The following is a 23892-nucleotide window of genomic DNA, read 5'->3' on the forward strand; positions in this document are numbered from 1 at the left end:
AAATGCATCATTTATTTTCGATTATGTTCGTTTTGTCGATAAATCTAAAAAAACCTTCTTAAAAGAAGGTTTTTAATCAAGTCATCGATATTGGTATTGAACCCGACTCAGGTCAACGGAGACAAATCTGAAACGGTTTCCTCGGTTTGCTGAGATGACATACCGGCAACTTCTAAAGACACTTGGTTAGATTCAAGAATTGAGCGAATTTCCTGTGGGGGCTGTTTATCGGTAAACAGCGTATTAATTTGGGAGATGTTACCGAGTTTGACCATCGCATTACGACCAAATTTCGAGTGATCGACCGCGAGAAAAACACTCCGGCTGTTTTCAATAATCGCCTGTTTGACACGGACCTCATGGTAATCAAAGTCCAGCAAAGACCCATCAAAATCAATCCCACTGATCCCGAGAATACCGAAATCAAGCCGAAACTGCTGAATGAAGTCCAACGTTGCTTCCCCGATAATCCCACCATCGCGATTACGCACTTCACCACCAGCCAAAATGACATTAAAGTCCGGCTTCGAGAGCAGAATGCTTGCCACATTTAGGTTGTTCGTCACAATTCGCAACTGCTGATGACTTCGGCTCAGCGCACGAGCAACCGCTTCCGGAGTTGTCCCGATATCAATAAACAAGGTGGCGTGATTCGGAATATGCTTCACCAATGCTTCGGCAATATGATCTTTTTCAGAATAGTTATGTGACTTACGGGTCGTATAAGAATCATTTTCCGAGCTGATTGGCACCGTCGCGCCACCGTGATAACGACGAATTTTATTTTCATCTGCCAACTCATTCAAATCACGACGAATCGTTTGTGGGCTAACGTGAAAGCGTGTCACCAGTTCATCGGTACTGATGTAACCATGTTTTTTAACTAACTCTATTATTTTCTGATGTCTCGGAATTTGCTTCACATCCGGCTCCATGTCTCATTAACTCATCACTCACTGATACAGCAACACATCACAACACGCGGAAACTGCTCTTGGGGATGGCTTTATCTATTCGAAAAAATTCACTCAAACTTTCACTCAAACTTTCACTCAAACTTTCACTCAAACTTTCACTCAAACTTTCACTCAAACTTTCACTCAAACTATTGTGCGGTAAATCTGGGAGAGAAAGAAGCCTCTTATATACAAAAAGTACCGTCCATCACCGAAAAGAGTCACCCGATTAGCTTTCTTGTCATCTATCAAGTTTAGACTTTACTGGCTTAAGTGAAAATGACTTGACGACAATAAGCACCCAATTGAATATTTATTATCACTCAATCAATGAAAGGAAGCATAACAATGCCGAAACACAGACATCACTATGGCTTGGCTCTCTCCATCTCACTGTTATTTTTCAACTCCGCTGATGCACATGATTTTTCTAAACTGGATCAGGCACTGCCTGCTAATATCGATGCCTACTCAATAGCTCCGGTGTTTGACTTCGATACCGATGGTTGCCTGCCGAGTGCCGGCATCAGCCGTACCGGTCAGCAAAATGGCGGGTTGAAACCATCCGGCGGCTTAACTTCAGGTTGCCGGAACGCCAACTTCCTCAATTTATCCAATACTTATCATCGCTATGCCTGCAAAATCAATGGTTCAGATCAGTATTGTGGCCACTTCTACGCTTTATATTTTCTCAAAGACCAGATTCTCAACGGTATCCAAAGTGGTCATCGTCATGATTGGGAAAATGTGGTGATCTGGACGAAAAATGGCCGTGTCACACACGGGAGCTACAGCGCTCACGGAAAACTGACCACGCGTGCTGTCTCTGAGTTAGATACCAATGGCAAACACATCAAATTCGTTTATCACAAAGACGGCCTCCTGACCCATGCGTTCCGCTTCAGCAAAATCGGAGAAATTGCTGAAAATCCATACGGCTACTTCGTCACCCCCGATATAGTCAGTTGGTATACCATGTACGGTGACCAAGTCACTAACGACACCCTAAGAAACCAACTCAATCGTTATGACTACGGCTCAGCCAATGTGCCGGTCAAAGACGGGAGCTTCCTGAGTAACTTAAATCGTGGCAAACCCGATAGTTATCCGCAGTTCTCCGCTTCAGATGTGGTCAATTCACGTTAAATACATGCCGATGACTCCGAGTCAACGGACGTAAAAACGGATGCAATACAGCGAACAATCACGCAGGGTTGCATCCGTTGAGTCAAACTCGGCCAGCCGGCAGACTAGGCCAATGCTTGTTCTTGCTTGTCTCTGTGCACTCTTCTTTCACCAATCAATGCATAAATCAGACAGATAATCGCAGCGATACATGCGCCAACCAGAATGATAAATCCGCCATTCCAGCCAAAGTGATCAACGGTATATCCCAAAATGGCATTTGCAGCGACAGCCCCGCCCAGATAACCGAACAGGCCGGTGAGTCCGGCGGCGGTTCCCGCCGCTTTCTTGGGGGCCAGTTCCAACGCATAAAGGCCGATTAACATGACCGGCCCGTAAATAAGAAAACCGATGGCAATCAGTGCCAGCATATCGACACTCGGATAACCCGCAGGATTCAACCAATACACCAGTACCGCAAGTAATACCAGTACCATAAACAAAATACCGGCGGGGGCGCGACGTCCCTGAAAAACTTTATCGGAAACCCATCCGCACAATAAGGTGCCCGGAATACCGGCCCACTCATACAAAAAGTAAGCCCACGATGATTTATCAACCGAAAAATCTTTTGCTTCTTTCAGATAGACGGGAGCCCAGTCCAGTACACCGTAACGGATCAAATAGACAAAAGCATTCGCAACCGCAATTGACCATAACAGTTTATTAGACAAAACATATTTGAAGAAAATCTCTTTCGCACTCATCTCTTGCTCATGCGATTGATCATAATCCTCGGGATAGTCATTTTTATACGCTTCAATCGGTGGTAAACCACATGATTGTGGTGTGTCTCTCAGCGTTACCCAGATCAGAATCGCCACCAGTATTGCGAAAAATGCCGGGACATAAAATGCCGTACGCCAGTCGTCATGAAATAGCCATAGCCCCAACAGAAAGATCGGTCCAATCAAGCCGCCTCCGACATTATGTGCCACATTCCATACCGAAACGAGTTCACCACGCTCTTTGCGCGACCACCAGTGCACCATCGTTCTGCCACAAGCCGGCCACCCCATTCCCTGAAACCAGCCATTCAAAAACAGCAAAATGAACATTGCGGTAATACTACCGGTTGCCCACGGCATAAAACCGAAACACAGCATGACGCAGGCAGAAAGCACTAAACCGGCACTAAGGAAATAGCGAGGGTTTGAGCGATCAGAAACACTCCCCATCAGAAACTTAGACAGGCCATAGGCAATCGAAACCGCAGCAAGCGCAACCCCCAAATCACCGCGACTGAATCCCTGTTCAATCAGAAATGGCATTGCCAGACTAAAATTTTTCCGAACCAGATAATAACCAGCGTAACCCACGAAAATGCCGATAAAAAGTTGCCAGCGTAATCGCGTGTAAACCCCGTTAATCTGCTCACGGGGAAGTGGCTCAATATGAGCCTGTGGTTTGAAAATTCCAAACATGATGACCTCAGCGATGGTGATAATATCAATATTCTGATGAAGCGAATCATCAGAACAGAACCGGAAGATAAAGCACGAATAAAATGTTCGTTCGAGCCCATCGTATTTTCATACGCTCAATATTACATTTTTGTGACAAACCCAACACACCCATTAATTTGCATATGAAAACAAGTCATTCATGTTGGTGTCCGCACATTCTGGGTCGGTCAAGATCCTGCTCTCCACTCACAGCGATGAAATTCAACCAGTCATTTTAAAAAAATTTAGCTAAAATAAAGACATGTCTATCATCTGTATCGGCCTCCTGCTATGACCCATGTTTTTGCCAAACTCTGGCGCCGCTTCCGGCAACTTCCCCGGGTGTTCCGCGTCTCAAGTTATTTGTTACTCTGTTACGCCGCTTATGCGCTGCTGCTCGGGGTGATCACACCACTCATTCTCCAGTCGCAAATGCCGAAATTCCTGAGTGAACGTCTGGGTAGAGAGGTCCAAATCGCGCACATCAGTATCAACCCTTTTTTACTACGTGTCCGAGTCGAAGATTTTCAGATCATGACCCGGGAGCAACAGGGAGTGCTCGCATCAATCGGCCAGACCGAACTGATGTTCAGTTTCTGGCGTAGTCTGCTTCATCTGACGCCAACCATCGATCACCTATGGATGACCCAGCCGTCTCTGAATCTTGTGCGGTATAAGGCCGCCTCCGGGCAGCTCCGTTTCAATATCAGTGATATTGTCGAGCGGCTGAGTTCCCGACAAACGCCACCATCACAATCAACAGAACCACCACAATCAACAGACACAGTACCAAGCATCGCTGCCTTCCGTAGCGAAGACATTCATCTTTCTCAGGGGCGTGTGCAGTTCTCTGATCAGGTCAGCGGTGCCCTGCTCTCCTACCACGGACTGGATATCCGTTTACAACAGTTCGATACACAAGCAACGATGGTGCAACTTCCGTCAGAGCCAAGCCAATCATCTGCGCCAGACAAATCATCAACATCAACGCTCCTCCCGAACCGATATCAGCTACAAATCACAGGTGCAGATCAAAGTCAGCTACAACTCAGCGGTCAGTTGCAGCTGCTGCCCCTTAAAATCAGTGGTGAGTTGTCGCTTCAGTCCGTCACACTGGCGCCGTTTTGGCCTTTTGCTGCTGACATCATTCCCGCCCGATTAACGGATGGCGTCATCGATTTCCACACGCACTATGATTTGCAAGATATACACAACCATATCGTCTATACCACTCGACAAGGTGAGCTGACATTACAGCAACTGGTTTTTCAGGCCGACCAAAAGCCGCAGGTCAAACTGTCACAATTGTCGCTCAGCGATATTGCGTTAAACGGTGCTGAACAAATCCTCGACATCGCACAATTACAATTATCCGGCCTATGGGTGAACGGACAACTGGACGCACAAGGGCTGGATTTGCAACATCTGTTTACCCCGATTCAGAACGCTGATGTCACACCATCTCAGGCTACACCGGCTGAAAATCAACCTGCGACATCCTCTTCATGGCTCGTACGCCTTCATCAGTTCCGGATGACAGGGACGGATTTGAACCTTGCGGAACAACAACAGACCAGCGGAGTTCATTGGCGCATTTACAATCTGTCTCTCTCGACCGGCGAGATTGACAGTCATCTCAGTCAGCCGATCGACTACCAACTTGCATTCGATATCGCATCCGATCCTCACCATCCTCCTGAAAATGCTCAGGGACATTTCACTGCACAAGGTGTTGTTAATCCGCAACAACTCAGTACCAGTGGTGAGATTGATCTGCAACGGCTGGAACTCAGCCAATTTCAGCCTTATTTACAATCCTATCTGAACTTACAGCTCAGCAATGGGGTCTTTTCGACACAGGGGCATTTTCAGGTCAATCCTGCCGCATATGATGTGCGCTATCAGGGGACGGCGGCTTTAAATCAGTTGATGATCAAAGATACCCGCAATCGTCAGCCGCTGCTGAAATGGGAGAGCATGTCAATCGATGCTATTTCCTTTGATCAAACTGCACACCAACTCACGATTCACCAAGTCACATTAGATAAACCGTATGCCAAAATATTGATCGACCCAAATAGAAATACCAATATTGATCACCTTGTCATTGAGTCTCATCCCGGAAAGATTTCCGAAGCCCCCTCCGCGTCGGTCAAACCAGACACGCAACTCCAGCCGAAATCAGAATCACGATCGCCCTTTCAGTTTGAAATCGGTGCGATCAAAATCAGCCATGGTTCGGCTTTTTTTGCCGATCAATCTCTTACCCCAAATTTCGCGACCGGGATTGAATCTCTGGAAGGTGAAATCATCCGACTATCATCTAACCCAGCGCAGAACGCTCAGGTTCAGTTAACCGGTAAGATTGATCAATATGCCCCGGTCTCCATTCACGGAGAAATCAACCCACTCTCTGAGCCTCCCTATCTGGATTTAGCGGTGAATTTTAATCGTGTTGAGCTCACGTCGGTTAATCCATACTCCGGTACTTACGCCGGTTATTATATTGATAAAGGACAACTGACATTAGGATTGCAATATCAATTAGAACAGAACCAGCTCATCGGTAAAAATCACATCGTGATCGACCAACTGCAACTGGGAAAAGCAAGCAACTCCGAGCAAGCGCTCAATTTGCCATTGAAACTCGCTGTTGCGCTATTACAGGATCGCCACGGTGTGATTGACCTGGGACTGGATATTTCCGGAGATCTCGATAACCCCAGCTTCAGCTTCGGTAGTATCGTCATGACCGCACTGACCAACATGCTCGCCAAAGCAGTCACGGCACCATTTACGCTACTGGCAGGTTTAGTCGGTAGTGATGATGAACTCAATATTGTTCAGTTTGAGCCCGGTCGGGCAACATTAAGTACCGCAGAACAGGCGCGGTTGAAAACGCTGGCGAGCGCATTGACAGACCGGCCAAAACTCAGCGTCAGTGCCAAAGGTCATGTATCACTCACACAGGATAGTCAGGCAATCAAAGCAATGAAGCTGCAACAACAACTCCGGAGACAGAGTGGTGTTGACCCCTTGCCGGCTGAGCTCAGCGCCAGTCGCTTTCCTGCAAGTGGCCCCTTGGTTGAGGCGTTAAACAAACTGTTTAGTACCGAGCTGCAAAAGCAACCGGATGCCGAACGGCAGAAAATTATCCAACAGTTGCAAGGTGAAAATCCGGATGTTGAACCCGATCCGGCAGCGGTAACGACCCGACTCCATATTGCAATGTACAATCAGCTATTGAATGCTCAAGCAGTGAGTCATGATGAACTGGGTTATCTGGCTCAAAGCCGGGGTAATGCGGTGAAGGCGTTTCTGGTCAATGATGCCGGGCTGCCTCCGGAACGTATTTTTCTGCTCGACAGTAAAACCGAGTTGAATGATCGTGAGCCGCAGGTAAAACTGATTTTAAGTGCCGATTAAAAGCTCAGTGAGCCTGACCGTCTTCAGACATAACCGGATTGATAACACAAAGGGGTGGCCGCTACCGGCTGCCCCTTCGACATTTGAGGTTCCCTACCGGGTCAATTAGTTTTTGTAGATTTCAAACTCAGCAATGGCTGGTGTGCCACTCGCTGCATGAATGACAAAGCTGATTTTTTCCAGATTGGTATTCGGGAATGCAATCACACTAGGAATCGAGCTTCCCGATGCCAACGTCGCACCATCATCATGGTTGACCAAAGACCAAGAGGTCACGGTGCCCTGAGTACCGGATAATTCAACAATACGAACCGCATTAATCGTTTGATTGAGACGTTTGACACTGATCGTGCCGGTGCTACCGCTTGGTGACCAGTAGGTACTGCTATCTCCGTCAGTGACATTGCCATAACTGGTGCCATTTCCTTTCGAGCTACCGTCAGCCGCAACATTGAGTGCAAGATTCACACCCTGAGTAGAACCGCCGCCATTATCGCCACCGTTGTCCTGACCACCGCCATTGCCGTTGTCACCATTGCCATTGCCCGGTTGATTGTTACCCGGTGTGGTGACGTGACAGCTCCCATCAGAGACAGCCAGACCTTTATTGGCACCCGCAGTTGCCATCACAATCGCAGGAACACAGCTTGCCTGATCAGGTTGATACTGATAAGGAATATGAATCGATGTGGTTGAAACCGGATTCGGGCCAGCAGGATGCATTTTACTGCCATCATTGGACCAACGCACGTTATCCCAGATATTGCCACTTACATCCCAAAACCCCATATCATTGGTATAGAAAGTACCAAGCGGATCTTTAGAATCTTTTACATAATTATTTTCTGCTTTGATCTTGCCACCGATTCTTGGATTCATCCCTGAAGAAATTAAGCCATCATAGTAATTATTATAAGAATGTGCTGTGGCATGGCGTAATAGTGGCGTCCGTGAATTAATATTCTCATAGTAGTTATGGTGGAAAGTCACCGGCCCGTTGTTATTATCACTGTCACTTGAGCCCACCAGCCCACCCCGCCCCGAGTTTTTCAGGATACTGTAAGACAGCGTGACATACTTGGTGTTGTTCTTCATATCAAATAAAGCATCATAACCGGCACTTTCACCACCACTCGCTTCTAATGTGACATGATCAACCCAGACGTTTGAGACATCTTTCTCCATCCCGATAGCATCCCCGCCATTGGATAACGGAGAACCGGATTTCTTCACATTTCTGACATGTACATTCCGGATGATAATGTTGGATGAAGAGCGAATATGAATACCTAACTCATCGAAGAGCGCACCTTGACCGACCCCAATCAGAGTAACATTACTGATATCTTTCAGTTCAATTTTATCTGCTGCGGTATTACAGCTATTACCGGAAACTTTTGAAGTATTACCATGATTGATGGTTCCCTCAACCTGAATAATAATCGGTGTATCGTTTGAGGCTCGGTTACATAACGCTTCATGAATTTGCGTCCCGGTTGTTGCACGGACGACTTGCCCCCCTTGCCCGCCAGTTGTGCCACCATTTTCGGTGTGGAAGCCATTGGCAAAAGAAGGTAAAGCGACCCATGCCAGCGATGATATCAGTGAAGCGACGATGGTGTGCTTAAAATGTTTATCAGTCATCATGTTCTTCCTTATCTATATCTATGTCATTAAAAATATTGATGATCTTTCTCGCCTGTCATTCACGGCAGAAACAGGCCTTATCGCAGATAGATTAATTATTTTTCAATTACTTTTATTTCTGAAAGCCTTCTTTTTTGGATGAATGTCATGCTTTATAAAAGCATGTCTCTATCAATGTCTCTCTTGATATGATTCAGCCAAAACAAGCACCAAATATATATCAAAACAAGATTACTTTTAAAATGAAACATTGTTTCTTTTTTGATCTAGGTTGAAAAATAACCTTTATTTATTAGAAATTATTTTTGTTGAAGAGGTTCACACCACCCCATTTTTTCTCTGTTAAACTTACGAGGAACCCCGTTGTTAATCCTATATTTTTTAGTAATTGGCAATCAAGAATAATATCAATGTAGTCATTTGATAAATCGGATAATTTCTATAATGATTCAGGAAATTAGGATCTCTATAGATTCGCCCTAAACTGAAAATAGAATAAAAATACCCAGAACAGGTTCAACCTGTTTATTGATCAATCCAACAACGTCACTAGGAAATAATATGAAAAAAATCAAAAAGATATATATAATAATGTGGGCATTAGCTACCTGCATTTCCAGCTTCAGTGCACAGGCTGCCTTCCAGTTATTAACCTCTCAGGATTTTTATACAGTCGATACCAATGCTGGTGTAGTATTCAGCATACGCAGAGTTGATCATGGTGTCAGTACGCAATCACCCGGTGATCTTGCTTCACTAAAAATTAATGGTGTCGAGTATCAAAATCAGCGTCGAGGATCTCAGATTAATTCCGGATTTGATTGGTTATATAACAATACATCCAATGTACAGGTTTATGCTCAAAATTATCAGAACCAATATATAAAAATTACGGTTCAGGCTGGTAATCTTACCCATTATTATATGGCCAGAAATGGTTATCCATATATCTACATGGCAACTTACTTTTCATCTGAACCCAATATTCATGGTCATGTACGTTATATTTTAAGACTACAACGTAACCGGCTCCCTTACGGACCGGAGCCTTCAGATATTTCTCAAACAGTATCCACCGTTGAGTCCGGTGATATTTTCGCACTTTCCAATGGGGAAACTCGCTCGAAACATTACTCTAACATGCGGCTGAAAGACTGGAATGCCATTGGCGCACGAGGACCAAACCTTGGTGTCTGGATTGTCAGAGATAGTCAAGAAGGCAGTTCTGGTGGCCCGTTCTATCGCAGCCTGCTGAATCAGGGCACAGCAACCGATCAAGAAATTACCTATATCATCAATTATGCCGAAGCTCAGACAGAAGCATTCCGTACCGGTGTACTGAATCATTACACACTGGTTGTCAATAGCGGGCAACAGCCTCCTGCCGATGATGATATTAACCTCTCTTGGTTCTCACAAATGGGATTGAAAGGTTATGTTGCTGCATCAGACAGAGGCCGGGTTGCGGGAGTTGGCATCACCGGACGAGACACCAATTATGAATATACCGTTGGTTTTGCCAACAATCGTACGCAATATTGGGCAACGGCAAACCCAGCAAGTGGTTACTTCAGCCGGGACAATATGTTACCGGGCACCTACACGATGACCACTTATAAAAATGAGTTGGCCGTCGACACGCAGACGGTAACCGTTCATTCCGGCCAGACGACAGTTTTAAACTCCTATCAAATCACCGGTGATCCAAGTCATGACAGAGCCATTTGGCGTATCGGTGATTGGGATGGTAGCCCGCAAGAGTTTCTCAATGGCGATAAATTAACCATCATGCACCCTTCAGATGTCAGAATGGCAAATTGGGATCCATCTAACTTTATTGTCGGTAACACACCTGCAAGCGCTTTTCCTGCCTATATGTGGAAGGATATCAATAATGACCATATCATTTATTTCCGTCTCAACGATGCACAACGCGCGAAAGCCCATCGGATCCGGATTGGGATTACTGTGGCCTACGCGGGAGGGCGTCCCAAAATTTCGGTAAATAACTGGATATCTTCCAATCCGCCACCGCCATCTCAACCTAAGACTCGGACTTTAACCGTCGGGACGTATCGGGGAAACAACACAACCTATACATTTGATGTTCCCGCCGGTGCCTGGACCAGTGGAAGTAACTGGAATCGCCTGATCATTACAGCTATCAGCGGCTCCGGTCTGAGTGGTTATCTGTCTGCCGGTTATAGTATCGATAGTATTGATTTACTTGATTAATACAGACAATTGAGTCCATGAATACTAAAGATTAACATTTAACGCTCGATATCGGCCCTCTTTCAACATCGCACAGGGGGCCGATGTCATCCACTATGAGTAAAGATACTCGATATCACCTCTTTTCTGACATCTGTACCCAAATATCAACTCACATTTCCCTCCAAATTTAGCCGTGGATTAACTTCATGTTGATAACATCTCAGATGTTCTATTTACATTTTGTTTAGATTTGATACATCATATAATTTGAATTAAATCACAAAAATAAACATTCAACATACATTTTTAATAAGTGAAAAACGTAATAGTTCATAAAACTATTTTAAATATAAAGTTCAATACAAATAACTATATTGATAACAAAATAACAAACATGTACAACTACATTTCAAATAAAACAACATAAATAATTTTGTCATCATAACGTCATTTATATGTAAAAATACCTTAAACTTACACACAATAAAAAATTAACATATTGTTTTTAATTAAAAAAAATCAAAAAATAAACAAAAATTTATACCACTTGACACATATATTTGTCTTTTGCAATCTAGTCCCCTCAATTATTGACTCATGTCACTAATCGTAGATACACATAATAAGCAGAAATGCAGAGAGCCAGGAAAGGGCCTCTTAGTTTTTAAATAAAAAAGGTAATGGACTATTATGAAAAAAACGCTCATAGCGCTCGCAGTGCTTTCAGCTGCAAATGTGGTTAATGCTGCTGAAATTCTCAAAACAGACACCGCATCGGTGGATTTTTATGGTCAACTCCGCGAAGAATTGAAACAGGTGGGCTCGGACACAAAAAAAGGTGATGATACAAGTACTACCCTCTCTTCAGGCTCATCGCGGGCCGGGGTCAATTCCATTTACACCATCAACGATGATCTTGATGTACTGGCAACCGTTGAATTTGGCATCGGTCAAAGCAACAGTGGTGACAGTCGTAAACACTACATCGGTTTTGCATCCAAGGAATGGGGCACTGTGACCGTTGGTAAACAGAGTATTCTGACTGATGATGTCTGGGGTGTCGAAAACGACTGGATTGGTTTAGGTTACAGTCTGCTTCCTGAAGCGGGCGGTTATGACATGAAATGGCTTCAGAATGCAATGATCAAGTATACGCTGGAAGGCTCTGCCGGCTGGTTTAAAGCCGCCTATTCATACAAAAACGGCAATGATGACCCGACCACAGCTGAAATTTTTGCCGGAACCACTTTCGGTAATATCGAATTATACGGTGGTGTCGGTTATCAGGAAGATAAAACCACATCAACAGATACCAAAGATATTACCATTACCAGTGGCGGTGCAACACACACGGTTGAATCCAAGATCACCACGGTCAACAGCAAAGAGCTGAAACATGGTATGCTCACCGTCAATTATAAAGGCGACGGCTGGAACTTAGGAACCACCTACTGGCATGCTCAGGTAGACGATAATGTGAAAAACACCAAGCTCACGTCAGACTCTGTCGCACTGGCGGGTTCTTATAACTTCACTGAAAAACTATCACTCTATGGTGGTTATGAATATATTAAAGATTTTCAGCAAGAAAATAATGACTTCGATGGCGTATATTCCGGCTTGCTGTATAAGTATGCGAGCTGGACCAAGGTCTATGCTGAAACCGGATTTAACGACTCCGATAAGCTAGGAAGCGACAGCTACTGGGGTATCGGTGTTCGTATCTACTGGTAATCCATAAAATGTCTGGTCACAGTCGTCTGCCTTCGGCTGTGACCAGATTGATTTGCACCATCTTTTTGTATCAACCTCCCTTTATCCCTACAATCTATGTCGTCCACGCATGACCCTTTGACTCAAGGAATAAAAATGAAAATCGCATTGCCATTACTCTTCACGCTGTCACTGGGTATCATTCCATGTACAGTCGCAGCTAAAACTGTTTTACAGATTCCAGATAACGTTGATGTGTTTGCTATCAATGCGCAATCTCCTGAAAAGGCAAGCGGTTTATTCCCTTCAGATCAGGAAGAATTAGACGATGGTGTGAACCAGATTGTATTCAAATACTCCCCTGCATTTGAAATCGGCAAAGATATCAGACATGCTTATAGTCAGGTAATTATTGCTAAATTTAAAGCGTCAGATACTCAACTTCATTTTAAACTCCCGTCTTATCGCAGCTTGACGCAAGCCCGGCAAGAAATCGACCATATGCAATGGGCCCTCATTGATGCACAGGGTAATAATGTCGTCATTGCAGAAGATACTTTACAGAAAAATGGTCTTCAGGTTGGCCGTGATTATGTGCAAGAAGTACAACATTACAATGCAGGCTCAGGAGTTGCCGCCATTCATATCAGCGCAACATCGCCACAACCGGCCACTTCTGCCAGACAACATACGATCTCAGCAACGAAAGTACCGGTCGCATCAACACCGATTACCTCAGCAGATTCACCCAACCTTGCTCAGCTCAAACGCTGGTATCAAAAATCAAGCGAACAGGAACGGAAAGCGTTTCGCAAATGGATTATCGATCAGGAATAACCGTGCTGAATTTCTGTCATGGCAAGAGTAAAAAAGTACATAACCTGAGCTAAACATATAAAATTGTAAAAAATACTTGACCCTGTACTCAGCTACAGGGTTTAAACTCATACCATGTTATCCGAAGAAGAGAGCGTGGATATGAGGGCACTCAAACGGGGAGAGCTGGCAAAAGAAGCCGGTGTGTCTCCGGAAACCATTCGCTATTACGAGCGGCAAGGTCTGTTGCAGGCTAACAGAGATGACAACGGATATCGACGTTTTGATCCCATCTGTATTGACCGGCTTAAATTTATTCAACGCGCCCAGCGTGTTGGTTTAAGTCTCAAAGAAATCGGCGAATTGTTAGCACTGGAAATTGCCCGGGGCGAGCACACGTGTGAAGAAGTCAAAGCCATTACTCAGGCAAAGCAGCAAGAAATCCAACAAAAAATCAGTGAATTACAACATATGTATAATGCACTGACAGTGCTCAATAATCGCTGTTGTGGCGGCTCTCATTCAGCAGAGCATTGCACCATTCTGACCGCATTAGCGGATACCAAATCATCCACAGAGGAGCTCGCTCATGAACACCATAGCACGCATTAGTCAGGCCTTTGTCGATCTGTGGCTGGATGCTGCATTCTGGCTCCTGTTCGGCCTGATGATCGCTGGACTGCTGCATACATTTATCAAAAGTGACAAGTTAGGTGATCACTTAAAAGGACAAGGATTTTGGCCGGTGATTAAAGCAGCCATTTTAGGCATTCCCCTCCCTTTATGTTCATGCGGAGTGATTCCCGCAGCTGTCGGACTGCGTCGGGCCGGCGCATCCAAAGGAGCCACGACGGCGTTTCTCATCTCAACACCGGAAACCGGTGTTGACTCAATTGCTATCTCTTATGCGCTACTTGGTCCATTCATGACCATTATCCGCCCAATTGCTGCCGTTTGTTCATCGATTGCTGCCGCGATGTTGGTTTTATCAGGAGAAAAATCCGCGTCCCGGTCAGAAATACGCCACGAACAGCAACCGACGACCTGTGGGTCTTCTGGTGTGCAAGGAAGTGATGGTGGCTGTTGCTGTCACAGTCAACCCAAACGCGCCGCAGACCGTCAAGCACATTCGGACTCAATATGGCGCAGAATCTGGCGAGGTCAGGTGTATGCGTTTACTGACTTATTAGGTGATCTCTCCCTCTGGCTTTTAGCAGGCCTCATCATCTCTGCCGGTGTCGTGGCACTGGTCCCTTACGATGCATTGGCCGAAATCAGCCGGGGGGGCTGGGCGATGGTGATCATGGCTTTGATTGGTGTTCCCATGTACATCTGCGCATCCGCCTCTACCCCTTTGGCCGCAGGGCTTTTAATGGCGGGTGTTTCACCCGGTGCAGTGCTGGTCTTTTTGCTGGCAGGCCCGGCGACAAACGTTGCCACGTTAGGTATTGTACGTCGCGAAATGGGCTGGCATGCACTAGCAAGTTACTTGATTGGTGTGATTGGTGTTGCCATTGGCTTTGGCTATCTCACCAATGCGTTAGTCGATCTCTGGCATATCGATATTCAAAGTGAATTAGGGAGTAGTAACAGCCTCATGCCGTTTTGGCTGGCTGGACTCTCAGCACTCTTTTTGATGCTGTTGGTTGGTAACGATCTCCTGATGCGAGCCTACCAACGACTATTCAAAAAAGCGCCGGCTCATAGCCACAGTCACCACTAGTACGCTAAGGTATTCGTTCTGAAACTGGATCTGCATTGTTTTTGCAGATCCAGTTGACTCAAACCGAAAAATCGTCACGCGATATCACACCAGCAAATCGATTGATAGTTATCGTTTTTCATGCTCTGAGTAACCCGCAACAAAAACGACTCACCACAAAAACTAGCCGAATTCTGTCTATAGAAGCCTGAATGATTCAGATGGGTGCACAAATGTACCGGAGATATGGCGTATTTTCAACGGATTCCATTGCTCAGATACCCGATAATGAAGGTATGACCGTTGTATTGGACATATTTGGCAAAGGAGTTTGCACTTTGACTTTCACACGCGCTCAACTTCAGCTGATGATTGTGGCCGGCATCTGTATTACCTTTCTGGCATCCACGATCAAAAGTAGCTATCAAATCTATTTTATCCCCCTGACAGAGTTCCTCTCGATCACCCGGGGTGAGCTATCCGTCTCCGGTGCGCTGTTCGGATTGTCCGTCGGAGTCATGTCACCGCTTGTCGGATGGGTCTGTGACCGATATGGCGCACTACTCACTATATTGAGTGGCGCACTCATGGCATCGGCAGTTTTCCTGCTGCTCACGATTACCGACAATTATGCCGCTTTTTTGGTGCTCTACGGTATCATGTCGGCCTACGCTTTAACCGCCATGACCTATATTCCACTGGGTATCTTTATTGATCAGATGTTCAGCCAACAGCACAAAGGAATGGCCTTTGCAGCCATTTCAAACGGTACAGCAATCGGGTTTATCTTACTCTCACCGGTTTTAGTCTGGTTGAGCGGATTTATATCATGGTCAATGCTCTGTACGGCAATCGGGTTGATTTTTCTCGGTTGCGTCGTGCCCTTGATTGCCCTGCTCCATCGCCAACTTGCCCAATCCTCTGCACCACAACAACACGTCAGTCAGGTGACATCCCGGCAGGTACTCCAAAATATGCAAACACCGACTTTCATCTGTCTGGCTGTCTCTTTTGCTGGCTGCGGTGCATCAATGGGATTTATCGATGTTCATCTCGTTCCATTGATTCAACAGCAGTTCACTACGTTCTCGACTTATCAGGAAGTCACGGCCTCTACCTTGAGTTTACTCGGGATCGCCGAGTTGTGCGGTGCAGTTATCGTCGGCTGGCGACTAAGGCGCTCATCATCGGTGGGCTTGTTAATCCAACTTTATCTGTTGCGTGGTGGTTCATTGTTACTTATCTATGATACGCAATCGAGACTCGCCTATCTGCTGTTCGCGATTGTGTTTGGATTAACCTATATGGGAACCGTCATTATCACCTCATTGATGTGTTTGAATTATTTTGGCGCTCAACTGAAGGGACGTTTGTTTGGCTTATTGTTCACCGCCCACCAGCTTAGTGTATTTGTGACGGTTTCAGCCGGGGGATTACTGTATGATACCTTCCATCATTACCGCTATCTTATCTTGCTGCTAGCCTTACTGTGTGTCGGAGCGGCCTTTGCCGCAAGTCTATTGTCCCGGGAATATTCAGAACGTACTGTTGACGACAAATGTGAAGATAGCTGACTGGGTAATGAAGCAAATCGTTTTTTCCACACGGTACGCAACGCAGCCGGATTGGGAAACCCAGACAAATAAGCGGCCTGTTCAACCCCCATGCCATTGTCGATTAACACCTTGGCTTCTTGCAGGCGAGTTTCGGCAATGTAATCACGCAATGTTGCTTCCGTGTGAGTTTTAAACGTCCGTTGCAGATGACGTGGTGATACTCGGAAATGCTGACATAAATCGCTGATCGTTAAAGGGTGCCGATAGTTATCCAGAATGTAATCCTGAACGGCATGAATCAACGGACTGATATGGTTACGATGCTTAAAATGAACCGAAATTTGTGGATCATGTGCCATTCTGCGTCGATGAACAACCAGTTCCCTTGCGACATCCACTGCGGTTTTGACTGAAGTCAGCCGTTCAATCAGATACAAGGTGGTATCAATCCCTGCTGTCACACCGGCACTGGTGATCAAGTTGTCGTGGTGAACAAAAATTCGATCCGCCAGTACCTGTGTCCCGGGGAACTGGTTAGCCAGCACCTGCACCAGATCATGATGCGTGGTCACATCTTTACCTTGAGTGAGTCCCGCTTTCGCGAGTAAGAAAGTCCCCGTGCAGACACCCACAACATAAGTATCTGGTTGAATCGCTTGTTTCAGCCAGCCGATACTTTGCTGCGCGATGGTATCGGTATAGATATCTTGCGAATATTTTGAACCACAGACAAAAATGACGGCACGTTCGGGAAGTTGCTCCGGTGGGGTCGCAATGTGAGCCAACCCAAGCCCCTGATGACTGTCCATATGATCAGAAAAACCAATGAAGTGAGTCTCAAACTGATCCGTCAGTTGGTTAGCGTTATTGATCGCCTGAACCGGGCCGGCAAGATCAAGTAGATGGATTTGCGAGTTGATCAAGAAATAAATCTGATACGGATTTGCCATATTCACCTTAACCTCGTTGATCCTATCCACATTGTGATGCTATCGGAATGGATTTGCCCCATACGATGATGGGGCATGATAGGTTCTCAAACGATCGGACGTTGTCCCCGACTAATCAATTTGAGTAACACACGATCAGCGGCTTCGGCAGCCATTCCCGGGAGTTTTTCGGTCAGTTTTTTCTTTTGTACATAATGGACAGACAGAACTTTTTTCTGCTGACAAGCTTCAGTCACCAAATCATCTGAAGTGCGAATATCATCGATCAACCCTAAATCTTTCGCTTGCGTGCCAAACCAGTGCTCGCCCGTTGATACTTTATCGACATCAAGTGATGCACGATGTTCACGGATGAAATGCTTGAATAGCCCATGCGTTTCTTCCAGTTCCTGTTTGAATTTATCGCGCGCTTTGTCGGTATTCTCACCAAACATCGTTAAGGTACGTTTGAATTCACCGGCGGTCAACTGTTCAAACTCAATATGATTCTTTTTCAATAACTTATTGAAATTCGGCAACTGAGCAATGACACCGATTGATCCCACAATCGCGAAAGGGGCGGCAACCAGTTTATCCGCAATACATGCCATCATGTATCCACCGCTTGCAGCCACTTTATCGACGGCAATCGTGAGGGGCAATCCGGCGGACTTCAGACGATCAAGCTGTGATGCTGCAAGGCCGTAACCATGAACCATGCCGCCACCGGATTCAAGTCGCAGCAGAATTTCATCTCCGGATTGCGCAACCGCCAGAATGGCCGAGACTTCTTCACGAAGCGAGGTCACTTCTTTGGCATCAATACTACCGTGAAAATCAAGCACAAACAGATGCGGTTCTCGCTGGGATTCCAGCGTCCCTTCTTTCGCTGCTTTTTTGATCTCTTTTTCAGCCGATTTATGCTTGGCTTTCTCTTTTTTCTTCTCTGCTTTATCACGCGCTTTCAGATAAGCGTCATCATGCAGGTAAGATTCTAAATGATGGGTGGTCTGTTTATATTTTTCTGTCAGGTCGATAATTTCTAGCTCACCTTTAGCACCGTGACTCTTTCCACTGACTGATTTGACAATCACAAGTATGACGATAAGCGCAGCAACCAACGTCGCAATCTTGGCCAGAAACAGGCCATAATCCAATAAAAAATCCAATGTTCTCATCCTCTCCTTTACGAATTGGTGTATTGTAACCATCTTAAACAACAAAGCATAACAAAAGGAGGCTAGATGAATTATTCTGTTGCACCAAACACACTCAAAAACCGTGTGATTCTGGTTACAGGTGCCGGTGACGGCATTGGCAAGCAGGCAGCAATCAGTTTTGCTCAACATGGCGCAACGGTCGTTTTACTCGGCCGTACGGTCAAAAAACTGGAACAGACTTATGATGAGATTGTGGCGCTCGAAGTACCGGAGCCAACCATCATATCGATAGATTTACAAGAGGCGACACAACAGGATTATCGTGAATTGATGCAAACGATTGAACATCAATTTGGTCGTTTGGACGGTGTCCTGCATAACGCCGGTTTACTGGGAACGCTTTGCCCGCTTGAGCAAATCGAACTCGCAACTTATGACGCTGTCATGCAAGTCAATGTTCGTGCTCAACTGATGATGACTCAGGCGCTATTACCGCTATTACGTCAGTCTGACGATGCGCGAATTGTCTTTACGAGCTCAACGGTCGGACATCAGGGACGCGCTTACTGGGGTACTTATTCAATCTCCAAGTTTGCTACGGAAGGCATGATGCAGATTCTGGCGGATGAACTCCGTGAGACTAATATTCGCGTCAATGCAATCAACCCGGGCGGTACACGAACAGGGATGCGTGCTGAAGCATTCCCCTCAGAAGATCCGGACACCTTGAAAACACCGCAAGATATTATGCCGCTATATCTTTACCTGATGGCTCCCGAAGGTCGGTCTGTTCACGGTGAGTGTATCGCAGCACAGTCAAAAGACTAACGTATAACTCAGGGTCTTGCCGGTCGTTCAATCACCGCCGACTCGATGATACGAAACCGGGTCATCAAACTGATGACCCGGTACTTCAAAAACGCTTAATCGACAAATCAGGATAAGACTTCACGTAATCGGTCTTGTGCGACTTGAACTAACATATCCGGCTGAAACTTCGATATAAAACGGTCACAGCCAACTTTTTTCACCATTGCTTCGTTAAAACTACCGCTCAATGATGTGTTCAGGGTAATGTGCAAATCTTTCATCCGCTCATCATTACGAATTTCATAGGTGAGTTTATAACCGTCCATTTCCGGCATCTCAGCATCAGTGATCATAAATAGAATCTCTTGGCTGACATTTTTACCGTCATCGCACCATCTTCGGAGCAAATTATAAGCTTCTAATCCATCCCGACACTCGATGATCTCCAATCCCAACTGAGACAATGTGCCTTTGATCTGATTTCTGGCTGTAGCCGAGTCATCGACAATCAACACTTTGCGCCCCATCATTTCCGGTATTAAATCCTCATCCAGAACTTCGGCTGAAATTGAAACATCATAATGCACGATTTCTGCCAGAACCTTCTCGACATCGATAATTTCAACAATGTGTACCTGATCCTGCTCTTTAACCTGAGTGATTGCCGTCAGGTAATTCGACCTTCCCGTAGTTCGGGGCGGGGGCTGAATCTCTGTCCAGGCTGTATTGATGATATTGCGAACTTGTCCGACTAAAAAGCCCTGAACCGACCGATTATATTCCGTAATGATCAAGTTCTGTTCTTCCGACTCAGTTTGGGAGGCAGGAAAGCCAATCGCTCTTCTCAGGTCGATGACAGGAACCGGCTCTCCACGCAAAGAAGCAACACCGGTGATATGCGGATGTGCTCCGGGCATTTTGGTCAAAACCGGAACTTTGATCACTTCTTTGACTTTAAACACATTAATCGCAAAAATCTGTCGACTGTTCAATCTGAAAAGGAGCAGTTCAAGGCGATTCTCTCCGACGAGATTCGTGCGCTGGTCAACCGTATTTAAAACACCTGACATACGAGATTCCACCAATTAAAAACTGTTAATAGTATATACCTAAACGCTTTCGGGTGCTGTGTTACATACCCATATCAGCACCCTGTATTTCGTATTTATCGACACGAAACTTCCTGCTTTCCGCATCTACATAAAATGGTCCGGATTGATGCAACCCAATAATCAAACAACGGAAAGATCGAACAGACCTGGAAAGTCGTCAAAATGCCTGATTATAACTGTGAAACATATTAAGCGATAAAGCTAGGAGAATACATCAGAAAATAGACAATGGTAGGGAAACTCGCAGTGATCTTACCTCTGACCTGTCACCCTGATTAACTATCAACAATGGTCATCAATAATGAACCATCGTATAGAGCTTGTTTGATGAGTGCAGCTCCCGGCATCGTTGACTGTTTATAAAAACGGGATTCCACAATTTTGACCTGCTCTCGGTAGGCCGGGTTACATTGGCTCTCGATATATTTGAGCATCGGAGGATAGACAATTGCTTTGGCCTGATTGATGACGCCGCCGATGAGCACTTTCTCCGGATTAAACATATTAATCACGATCGCAATAGCCTGACCGAGATGTCTGCCCAGCCGATCCATAATATCGCACGATAATGGATCCCCTTGAGCCGCTGCGATACAAATATCCTCAATTGAGATTTCCGTCAAACGACTCAGCGACGATTCTTCACCATTGGCAATTCTTGACATTGCTTGCTCTCGCAAAGCTTTCGAACTCGTCACTGTTTCCAGACAACCGCGATTCCCACAATGGCAAGGTAGACCTAGGGGATCAATCTGGATATGCCCCAAATCACCGATGTTACCATGTTTACCTTGTAGTACGCGCCCATTGACAATCACACCCGCATTCAAACCATTGTGAATGGAGATTAAGACCGAGTTGTCATCGTCCTGAGAATGACCAAATAGTTTTTCGGCCAATGCCCAAGCCCGGGTATCGTTGGCAATAAAGACCGGCAACCCAGTCACTTGATAGATCTTAGCTCCTAACGCAAGATTATCGACATTGTAATGAGGCATTTGCAGGACAACCCCATTGTCTGCATCGACCAATCCCGGTAGTGTCACAGCAATTGCGGTCACCCGCTCAAGCTGCTGGGTGTAGGTCAGAAAGAATTCTTCGATCTCGTGGAACAGTCGGGCCAGTAAGTCATCCTGATCAACTTCATGAATATCAATTTTAGTATCGATCAGCACATCACCACTTAATTCATGGAGTGCAATCGTCAAATATCCCCGCCCCAGACGAATCGAAAGAAATTGCCACCCCTCATTTCTGGTTTGCAAACCGACCGCAGGACGCCCACGGCTAATGGCTTCTTGAACAGTTGTTTCATGGACAAGATGGGCATCGATGAGCTCACGCGTGATCTTGGTGATACTCGCCGGAGCAAGTTCACTCTCTTTAGACAGATCAATACGTGAAATAGGACCTTTTTGATCAATCAATTTGTAAACACGACCAGCATTAATTTGCTTGATGTGATCAATATGTCCGGGCTGAGCCGTATACATGATGTGCTCCAGAAATCAACAACCTGCTAATTTTTTTACTTTGCAAAGTAATTGTGAAGCAATTTGATATGTGAGCGTGACAGGCATCACGTACGATCAGTCAAGTTTGTGTTGAGAGTCAAATGTTCACTCATTCGAAGCACTCTGAATTCTCGATACTTTTTTTACAAAAATGTTAAATTTTTGTCCATTCCCTCAGCGCTTCGAGTGTTCTCAAGTATACTTACACTGCTCACTCTATGATTTTCAGTCAGGAGCAAATCATGCCAAAAAAAATACAACGAAGAACTAAAATTGTCACAACCCTCGGCCCCGCAACTGATCGGGATAATAATCTTGAAGCACTGATCAGCGCGGGTGCCAATGTTGTTCGCCTGAATTTTTCGCACGGAACAGCGGACGATCATCGCCTTCGGGCAAGAAAAGTCCGTGAAATTGCCGCCAAACTTGGGCGCAACGTAGCGATACTTGGAGACCTTCAAGGACCGAAGATTCGTGTGTCTACTTTTACTCACGGCAAGATCACGCTGAATGTCGGAGATCGATTTACACTGGATGCAGACATGCCTCCCGGAGCCGGCCATCAAGAAGCCGTCGGGATTGATTACAAAAACCTCCCTAATGATGTTCAACGAAACGACATTTTGTTACTGGATGACGGACGGGTTCAGCTACAAGTGATCATGGTTGAAGGACAAAAAATCCACACGATCGTCACTGTTGGAGGGCCCCTATCCAACAATAAAGGGATCAACCGTCAGGGCGGCGGTCTTTCCGCTCAGGCACTCACCGAAAAAGATAAGCAGGATATTCTGCTGGCGGCAGAGCTTGACGTCGAGTATCTGGCCGTTTCGTTTCCCAGAAACGGTGAAGATATACAATATGCACGGCGTCTGGCACGGGATGCAGGACTAGAAGCCAAGATCGTCGCCAAAGTTGAGCGCGCAGAAACAGTCTCAAACCAAGCCAATATTGATGATATCATTATGGCATCTGACGTCATCATGGTCGCCCGAGGCGACTTAGGGGTCGAAATCGGTGACCCGGCATTAGTCGGTGTACAGAAGAAATTGATTTACCGTGCAAAGGCGCTGAATCGCGTTGTGATTACTGCCACTCAAATGATGGAGTCAATGATTGAAAACCCGATGCCAACCCGGGCAGAGGTGATGGATGTCGCTAATGCAGTCATCGATGGCACCGATGCAGTGATGTTATCCGGAGAAACTGCAGCAGGGAAATACCCTGTCGAGACGGTAAAAGCGATGGCCGAAGTCTGCATTGGCGCAGAAAGTGTGATGGAAGTGAAAACTCAGAGTTATCGACTGGAAAGCACATTTGTCACCGCAGAAGAGACCGTCGCCATGTCAACGATTTATGCAGCAAACCATATGGATGGTATTCAAGCAATTGTGACCATGACCGAGTCAGGCAGAACAGCGTTAATGACTTCACGTCTCAACTCAGAACTACCCATCTTTGCTCTGTCGAATAATGAAAAAGCGTTAAACCGCTGTGCGCTGTATCGTGGGGTAATTCCTTGGTATTTTGATAGTCATCAAGAATCCGCCTATGAGATCGCACTCGAAGCCCTCTCAGTTCTCAAAGAGAAAAAGCAACTGGCATTTGGCGATATTGTGATTATCACTCAGGGTGATGTGATGGGCGTAGAGGGGTCAACAAACTGTATGCGAGTCCTCCCCGTATTTTAAGTTGAAGAAGGGC

At 45.7% G+C, this 23892-nt stretch carries 17 protein-coding genes; 10 read left to right on the forward strand and 7 right to left on the reverse strand.

Annotated features, from left to right (window positions below):
* Nucleotides 1-107 precede the first annotated feature (107 nt).
* Complete coding sequence (locus VRK_RS09450; RefSeq protein WP_059122727.1) at nt 108-923, reverse strand: DeoR/GlpR family transcriptional regulator; 816 nt, start codon at nt 921-923, stop codon at nt 108-110.
* Nucleotides 924-1304: 381 nt separating this feature from the next.
* Here VRK_RS09450 and VRK_RS09455 point away from each other — a divergent pair, with 381 nt between their 5' ends.
* Complete coding sequence (locus tag VRK_RS09455; RefSeq protein ID WP_059121127.1) at nt 1305-2102, forward strand: NPP1 family protein; 798 nt, start codon at nt 1305-1307, stop codon at nt 2100-2102.
* Between the two features lie 104 nt (nt 2103-2206).
* Here VRK_RS09455 and glpT read toward each other — a convergent pair whose 3' ends face one another.
* Nucleotides 2207-3565, reverse strand: coding sequence for a glycerol-3-phosphate transporter (gene glpT / locus VRK_RS09460; RefSeq protein ID WP_059121128.1), 1359 nt, complete (start codon nt 3563-3565; stop codon nt 2207-2209).
* Nucleotides 3566-3877: 312 nt separating this feature from the next.
* On the opposite strand from glpT, the gene VRK_RS09465 reads away from it, so the two are divergent.
* The gene (locus tag VRK_RS09465) at nt 3878-7012 is read left to right on the forward strand and encodes a DUF748 domain-containing protein (RefSeq protein WP_059121129.1); all 3135 of its coding nucleotides are present in this window, start codon (nt 3878-3880) and stop codon (nt 7010-7012) included.
* A 105-nt stretch (nt 7013-7117) separates the two neighbouring features.
* Here VRK_RS09465 and VRK_RS09470 read toward each other — a convergent pair whose 3' ends face one another.
* Nucleotides 7118-8659 (reverse strand): pectate lyase family protein, encoded by a 1542-nt coding sequence (locus VRK_RS09470; protein WP_082671355.1) that lies wholly within the window; start codon nt 8657-8659, stop codon nt 7118-7120.
* Nucleotides 8660-9250: 591 nt separating this feature from the next.
* On the opposite strand from VRK_RS09470, the gene VRK_RS09475 reads away from it, so the two are divergent.
* The 6 genes from VRK_RS09475 (at nt 9251) to VRK_RS20640 (ending at nt 16681) form a co-directional block, all read left to right on the forward strand.
* Nucleotides 9251-10894, forward strand: coding sequence for a rhamnogalacturonan lyase B N-terminal domain-containing protein (locus VRK_RS09475; RefSeq protein WP_059121130.1), 1644 nt, complete (start codon nt 9251-9253; stop codon nt 10892-10894).
* Between the two features lie 672 nt (nt 10895-11566).
* Entirely contained in the window at nt 11567-12610 is a 1044-nt protein-coding gene (locus tag VRK_RS09480; protein ID WP_059121131.1) for a porin, read from the forward strand.
* 135 nt (nt 12611-12745) lie between these two features.
* On the forward strand, nt 12746-13426 hold the full coding sequence (locus VRK_RS09485; protein WP_059121132.1) for a DUF2057 family protein: 681 nt from the start codon (nt 12746-12748) through the stop codon (nt 13424-13426).
* 141 nt (nt 13427-13567) lie between these two features.
* Nucleotides 13568-14017, forward strand: a complete 450-nt coding sequence (gene zntR / locus VRK_RS09490; RefSeq protein ID WP_059122729.1) for a Zn(2+)-responsive transcriptional regulator — start codon at nt 13568-13570, stop codon at nt 14015-14017.
* Entirely contained in the window at nt 13995-15128 is a 1134-nt protein-coding gene (locus VRK_RS09495; protein ID WP_059121133.1) for an SO_0444 family Cu/Zn efflux transporter, read from the forward strand. The genes zntR and VRK_RS09495 overlap by 23 nt, the downstream gene beginning before the upstream one ends.
* A gap of 317 nt (nt 15129-15445) precedes the next feature.
* The gene (locus tag VRK_RS20640) at nt 15446-16681 is read left to right on the forward strand and encodes an MFS transporter (RefSeq protein ID WP_197413091.1); all 1236 of its coding nucleotides are present in this window, start codon (nt 15446-15448) and stop codon (nt 16679-16681) included.
* Here the strand turns inward: VRK_RS20640 and VRK_RS09500 are convergent.
* Both VRK_RS09500 and sohB read right to left on the reverse strand, forming a co-directional pair.
* Nucleotides 16570-17613: a GlxA family transcriptional regulator gene (locus VRK_RS09500; RefSeq protein WP_059121134.1), complete on the reverse strand. Its 1044-nt coding sequence runs from the start codon at nt 17611-17613 to the stop codon at nt 16570-16572. The genes VRK_RS20640 and VRK_RS09500 overlap by 112 nt on opposite strands.
* A gap of 86 nt (nt 17614-17699) precedes the next feature.
* Nucleotides 17700-18761 carry a protease SohB gene (sohB, locus tag VRK_RS09505; RefSeq protein WP_157371978.1) on the reverse strand — a complete coding sequence of 354 codons (1062 nt, stop codon included), beginning with the start codon at nt 18759-18761 and terminating at the stop codon, nt 17700-17702.
* A gap of 75 nt (nt 18762-18836) precedes the next feature.
* On the opposite strand from sohB, the gene VRK_RS09510 reads away from it, so the two are divergent.
* Nucleotides 18837-19580, forward strand: coding sequence for a YciK family oxidoreductase (locus VRK_RS09510; RefSeq protein WP_059121136.1), 744 nt, complete (start codon nt 18837-18839; stop codon nt 19578-19580).
* 107 nt (nt 19581-19687) lie between these two features.
* Here the strand turns inward: VRK_RS09510 and VRK_RS09515 are convergent, their stop codons facing one another.
* A complete protein-coding gene (locus VRK_RS09515) occupies nt 19688-20632 on the reverse strand; it encodes a chemotaxis protein CheV (RefSeq protein ID WP_059121137.1) in 945 nt (314 codons plus the stop codon).
* A gap of 317 nt (nt 20633-20949) precedes the next feature.
* Nucleotides 20950-22167, reverse strand: a complete 1218-nt coding sequence (mlc, locus tag VRK_RS09520; RefSeq protein WP_059121138.1) for a sugar metabolism global transcriptional regulator Mlc — start codon at nt 22165-22167, stop codon at nt 20950-20952.
* 263 nt (nt 22168-22430) lie between these two features.
* On the opposite strand from mlc, the gene pyk reads away from it, so the two are divergent.
* Nucleotides 22431-23879, forward strand: a complete 1449-nt coding sequence (gene pyk, locus VRK_RS09525; protein WP_059121139.1) for a pyruvate kinase — start codon at nt 22431-22433, stop codon at nt 23877-23879.
* Nucleotides 23880-23892 lie beyond the last annotated feature (13 nt).

The organism is Vibrio sp. MEBiC08052, assembly GCF_001506075.1.
In the GTDB taxonomy this organism is placed as follows: domain Bacteria; phylum Pseudomonadota; class Gammaproteobacteria; order Enterobacterales; family Vibrionaceae; genus Vibrio.

Coding starts and splice junctions, on each gene's coding strand:
- VRK_RS09485 (WP_059121132.1), top strand. CDS start 12,746: ATGAAAATCGCATTGCCATTACTCTTCACGCTGTCACTGGGTATCATT.
- VRK_RS09480 (WP_059121131.1), top strand. CDS start 11,567: ATGAAAAAAACGCTCATAGCGCTCGCAGTGCTTTCAGCTGCAAATGTG.
- pyk (WP_059121139.1), top strand. CDS start 22,431: ATGCCAAAAAAAATACAACGAAGAACTAAAATTGTCACAACCCTCGGC.
- VRK_RS09465 (WP_059121129.1), top strand. CDS start 3,878: ATGACCCATGTTTTTGCCAAACTCTGGCGCCGCTTCCGGCAACTTCCC.
- zntR (WP_059122729.1), top strand. CDS start 13,568: ATGAGGGCACTCAAACGGGGAGAGCTGGCAAAAGAAGCCGGTGTGTCT.
- mlc (WP_059121138.1), bottom strand. CDS start 22,167: ATGTATACGGCTCAGCCCGGACATATTGATCACATCAAGCAAATTAAT.
- VRK_RS09475 (WP_059121130.1), top strand. CDS start 9,251: ATGTGGGCATTAGCTACCTGCATTTCCAGCTTCAGTGCACAGGCTGCC.
- VRK_RS09500 (WP_059121134.1), bottom strand. CDS start 17,613: ATGGCAAATCCGTATCAGATTTATTTCTTGATCAACTCGCAAATCCAT.
- VRK_RS09515 (WP_059121137.1), bottom strand. CDS start 20,632: ATGTCAGGTGTTTTAAATACGGTTGACCAGCGCACGAATCTCGTCGGA.
- VRK_RS09510 (WP_059121136.1), top strand. CDS start 18,837: ATGAATTATTCTGTTGCACCAAACACACTCAAAAACCGTGTGATTCTG.
- VRK_RS09455 (WP_059121127.1), top strand. CDS start 1,305: ATGCCGAAACACAGACATCACTATGGCTTGGCTCTCTCCATCTCACTG.
- VRK_RS09470 (WP_082671355.1), bottom strand. CDS start 8,659: ATGATGACTGATAAACATTTTAAGCACACCATCGTCGCTTCACTGATA.
- VRK_RS09495 (WP_059121133.1), top strand. CDS start 13,995: ATGAACACCATAGCACGCATTAGTCAGGCCTTTGTCGATCTGTGGCTG.
- glpT (WP_059121128.1), bottom strand. CDS start 3,565: ATGTTTGGAATTTTCAAACCACAGGCTCATATTGAGCCACTTCCCCGT.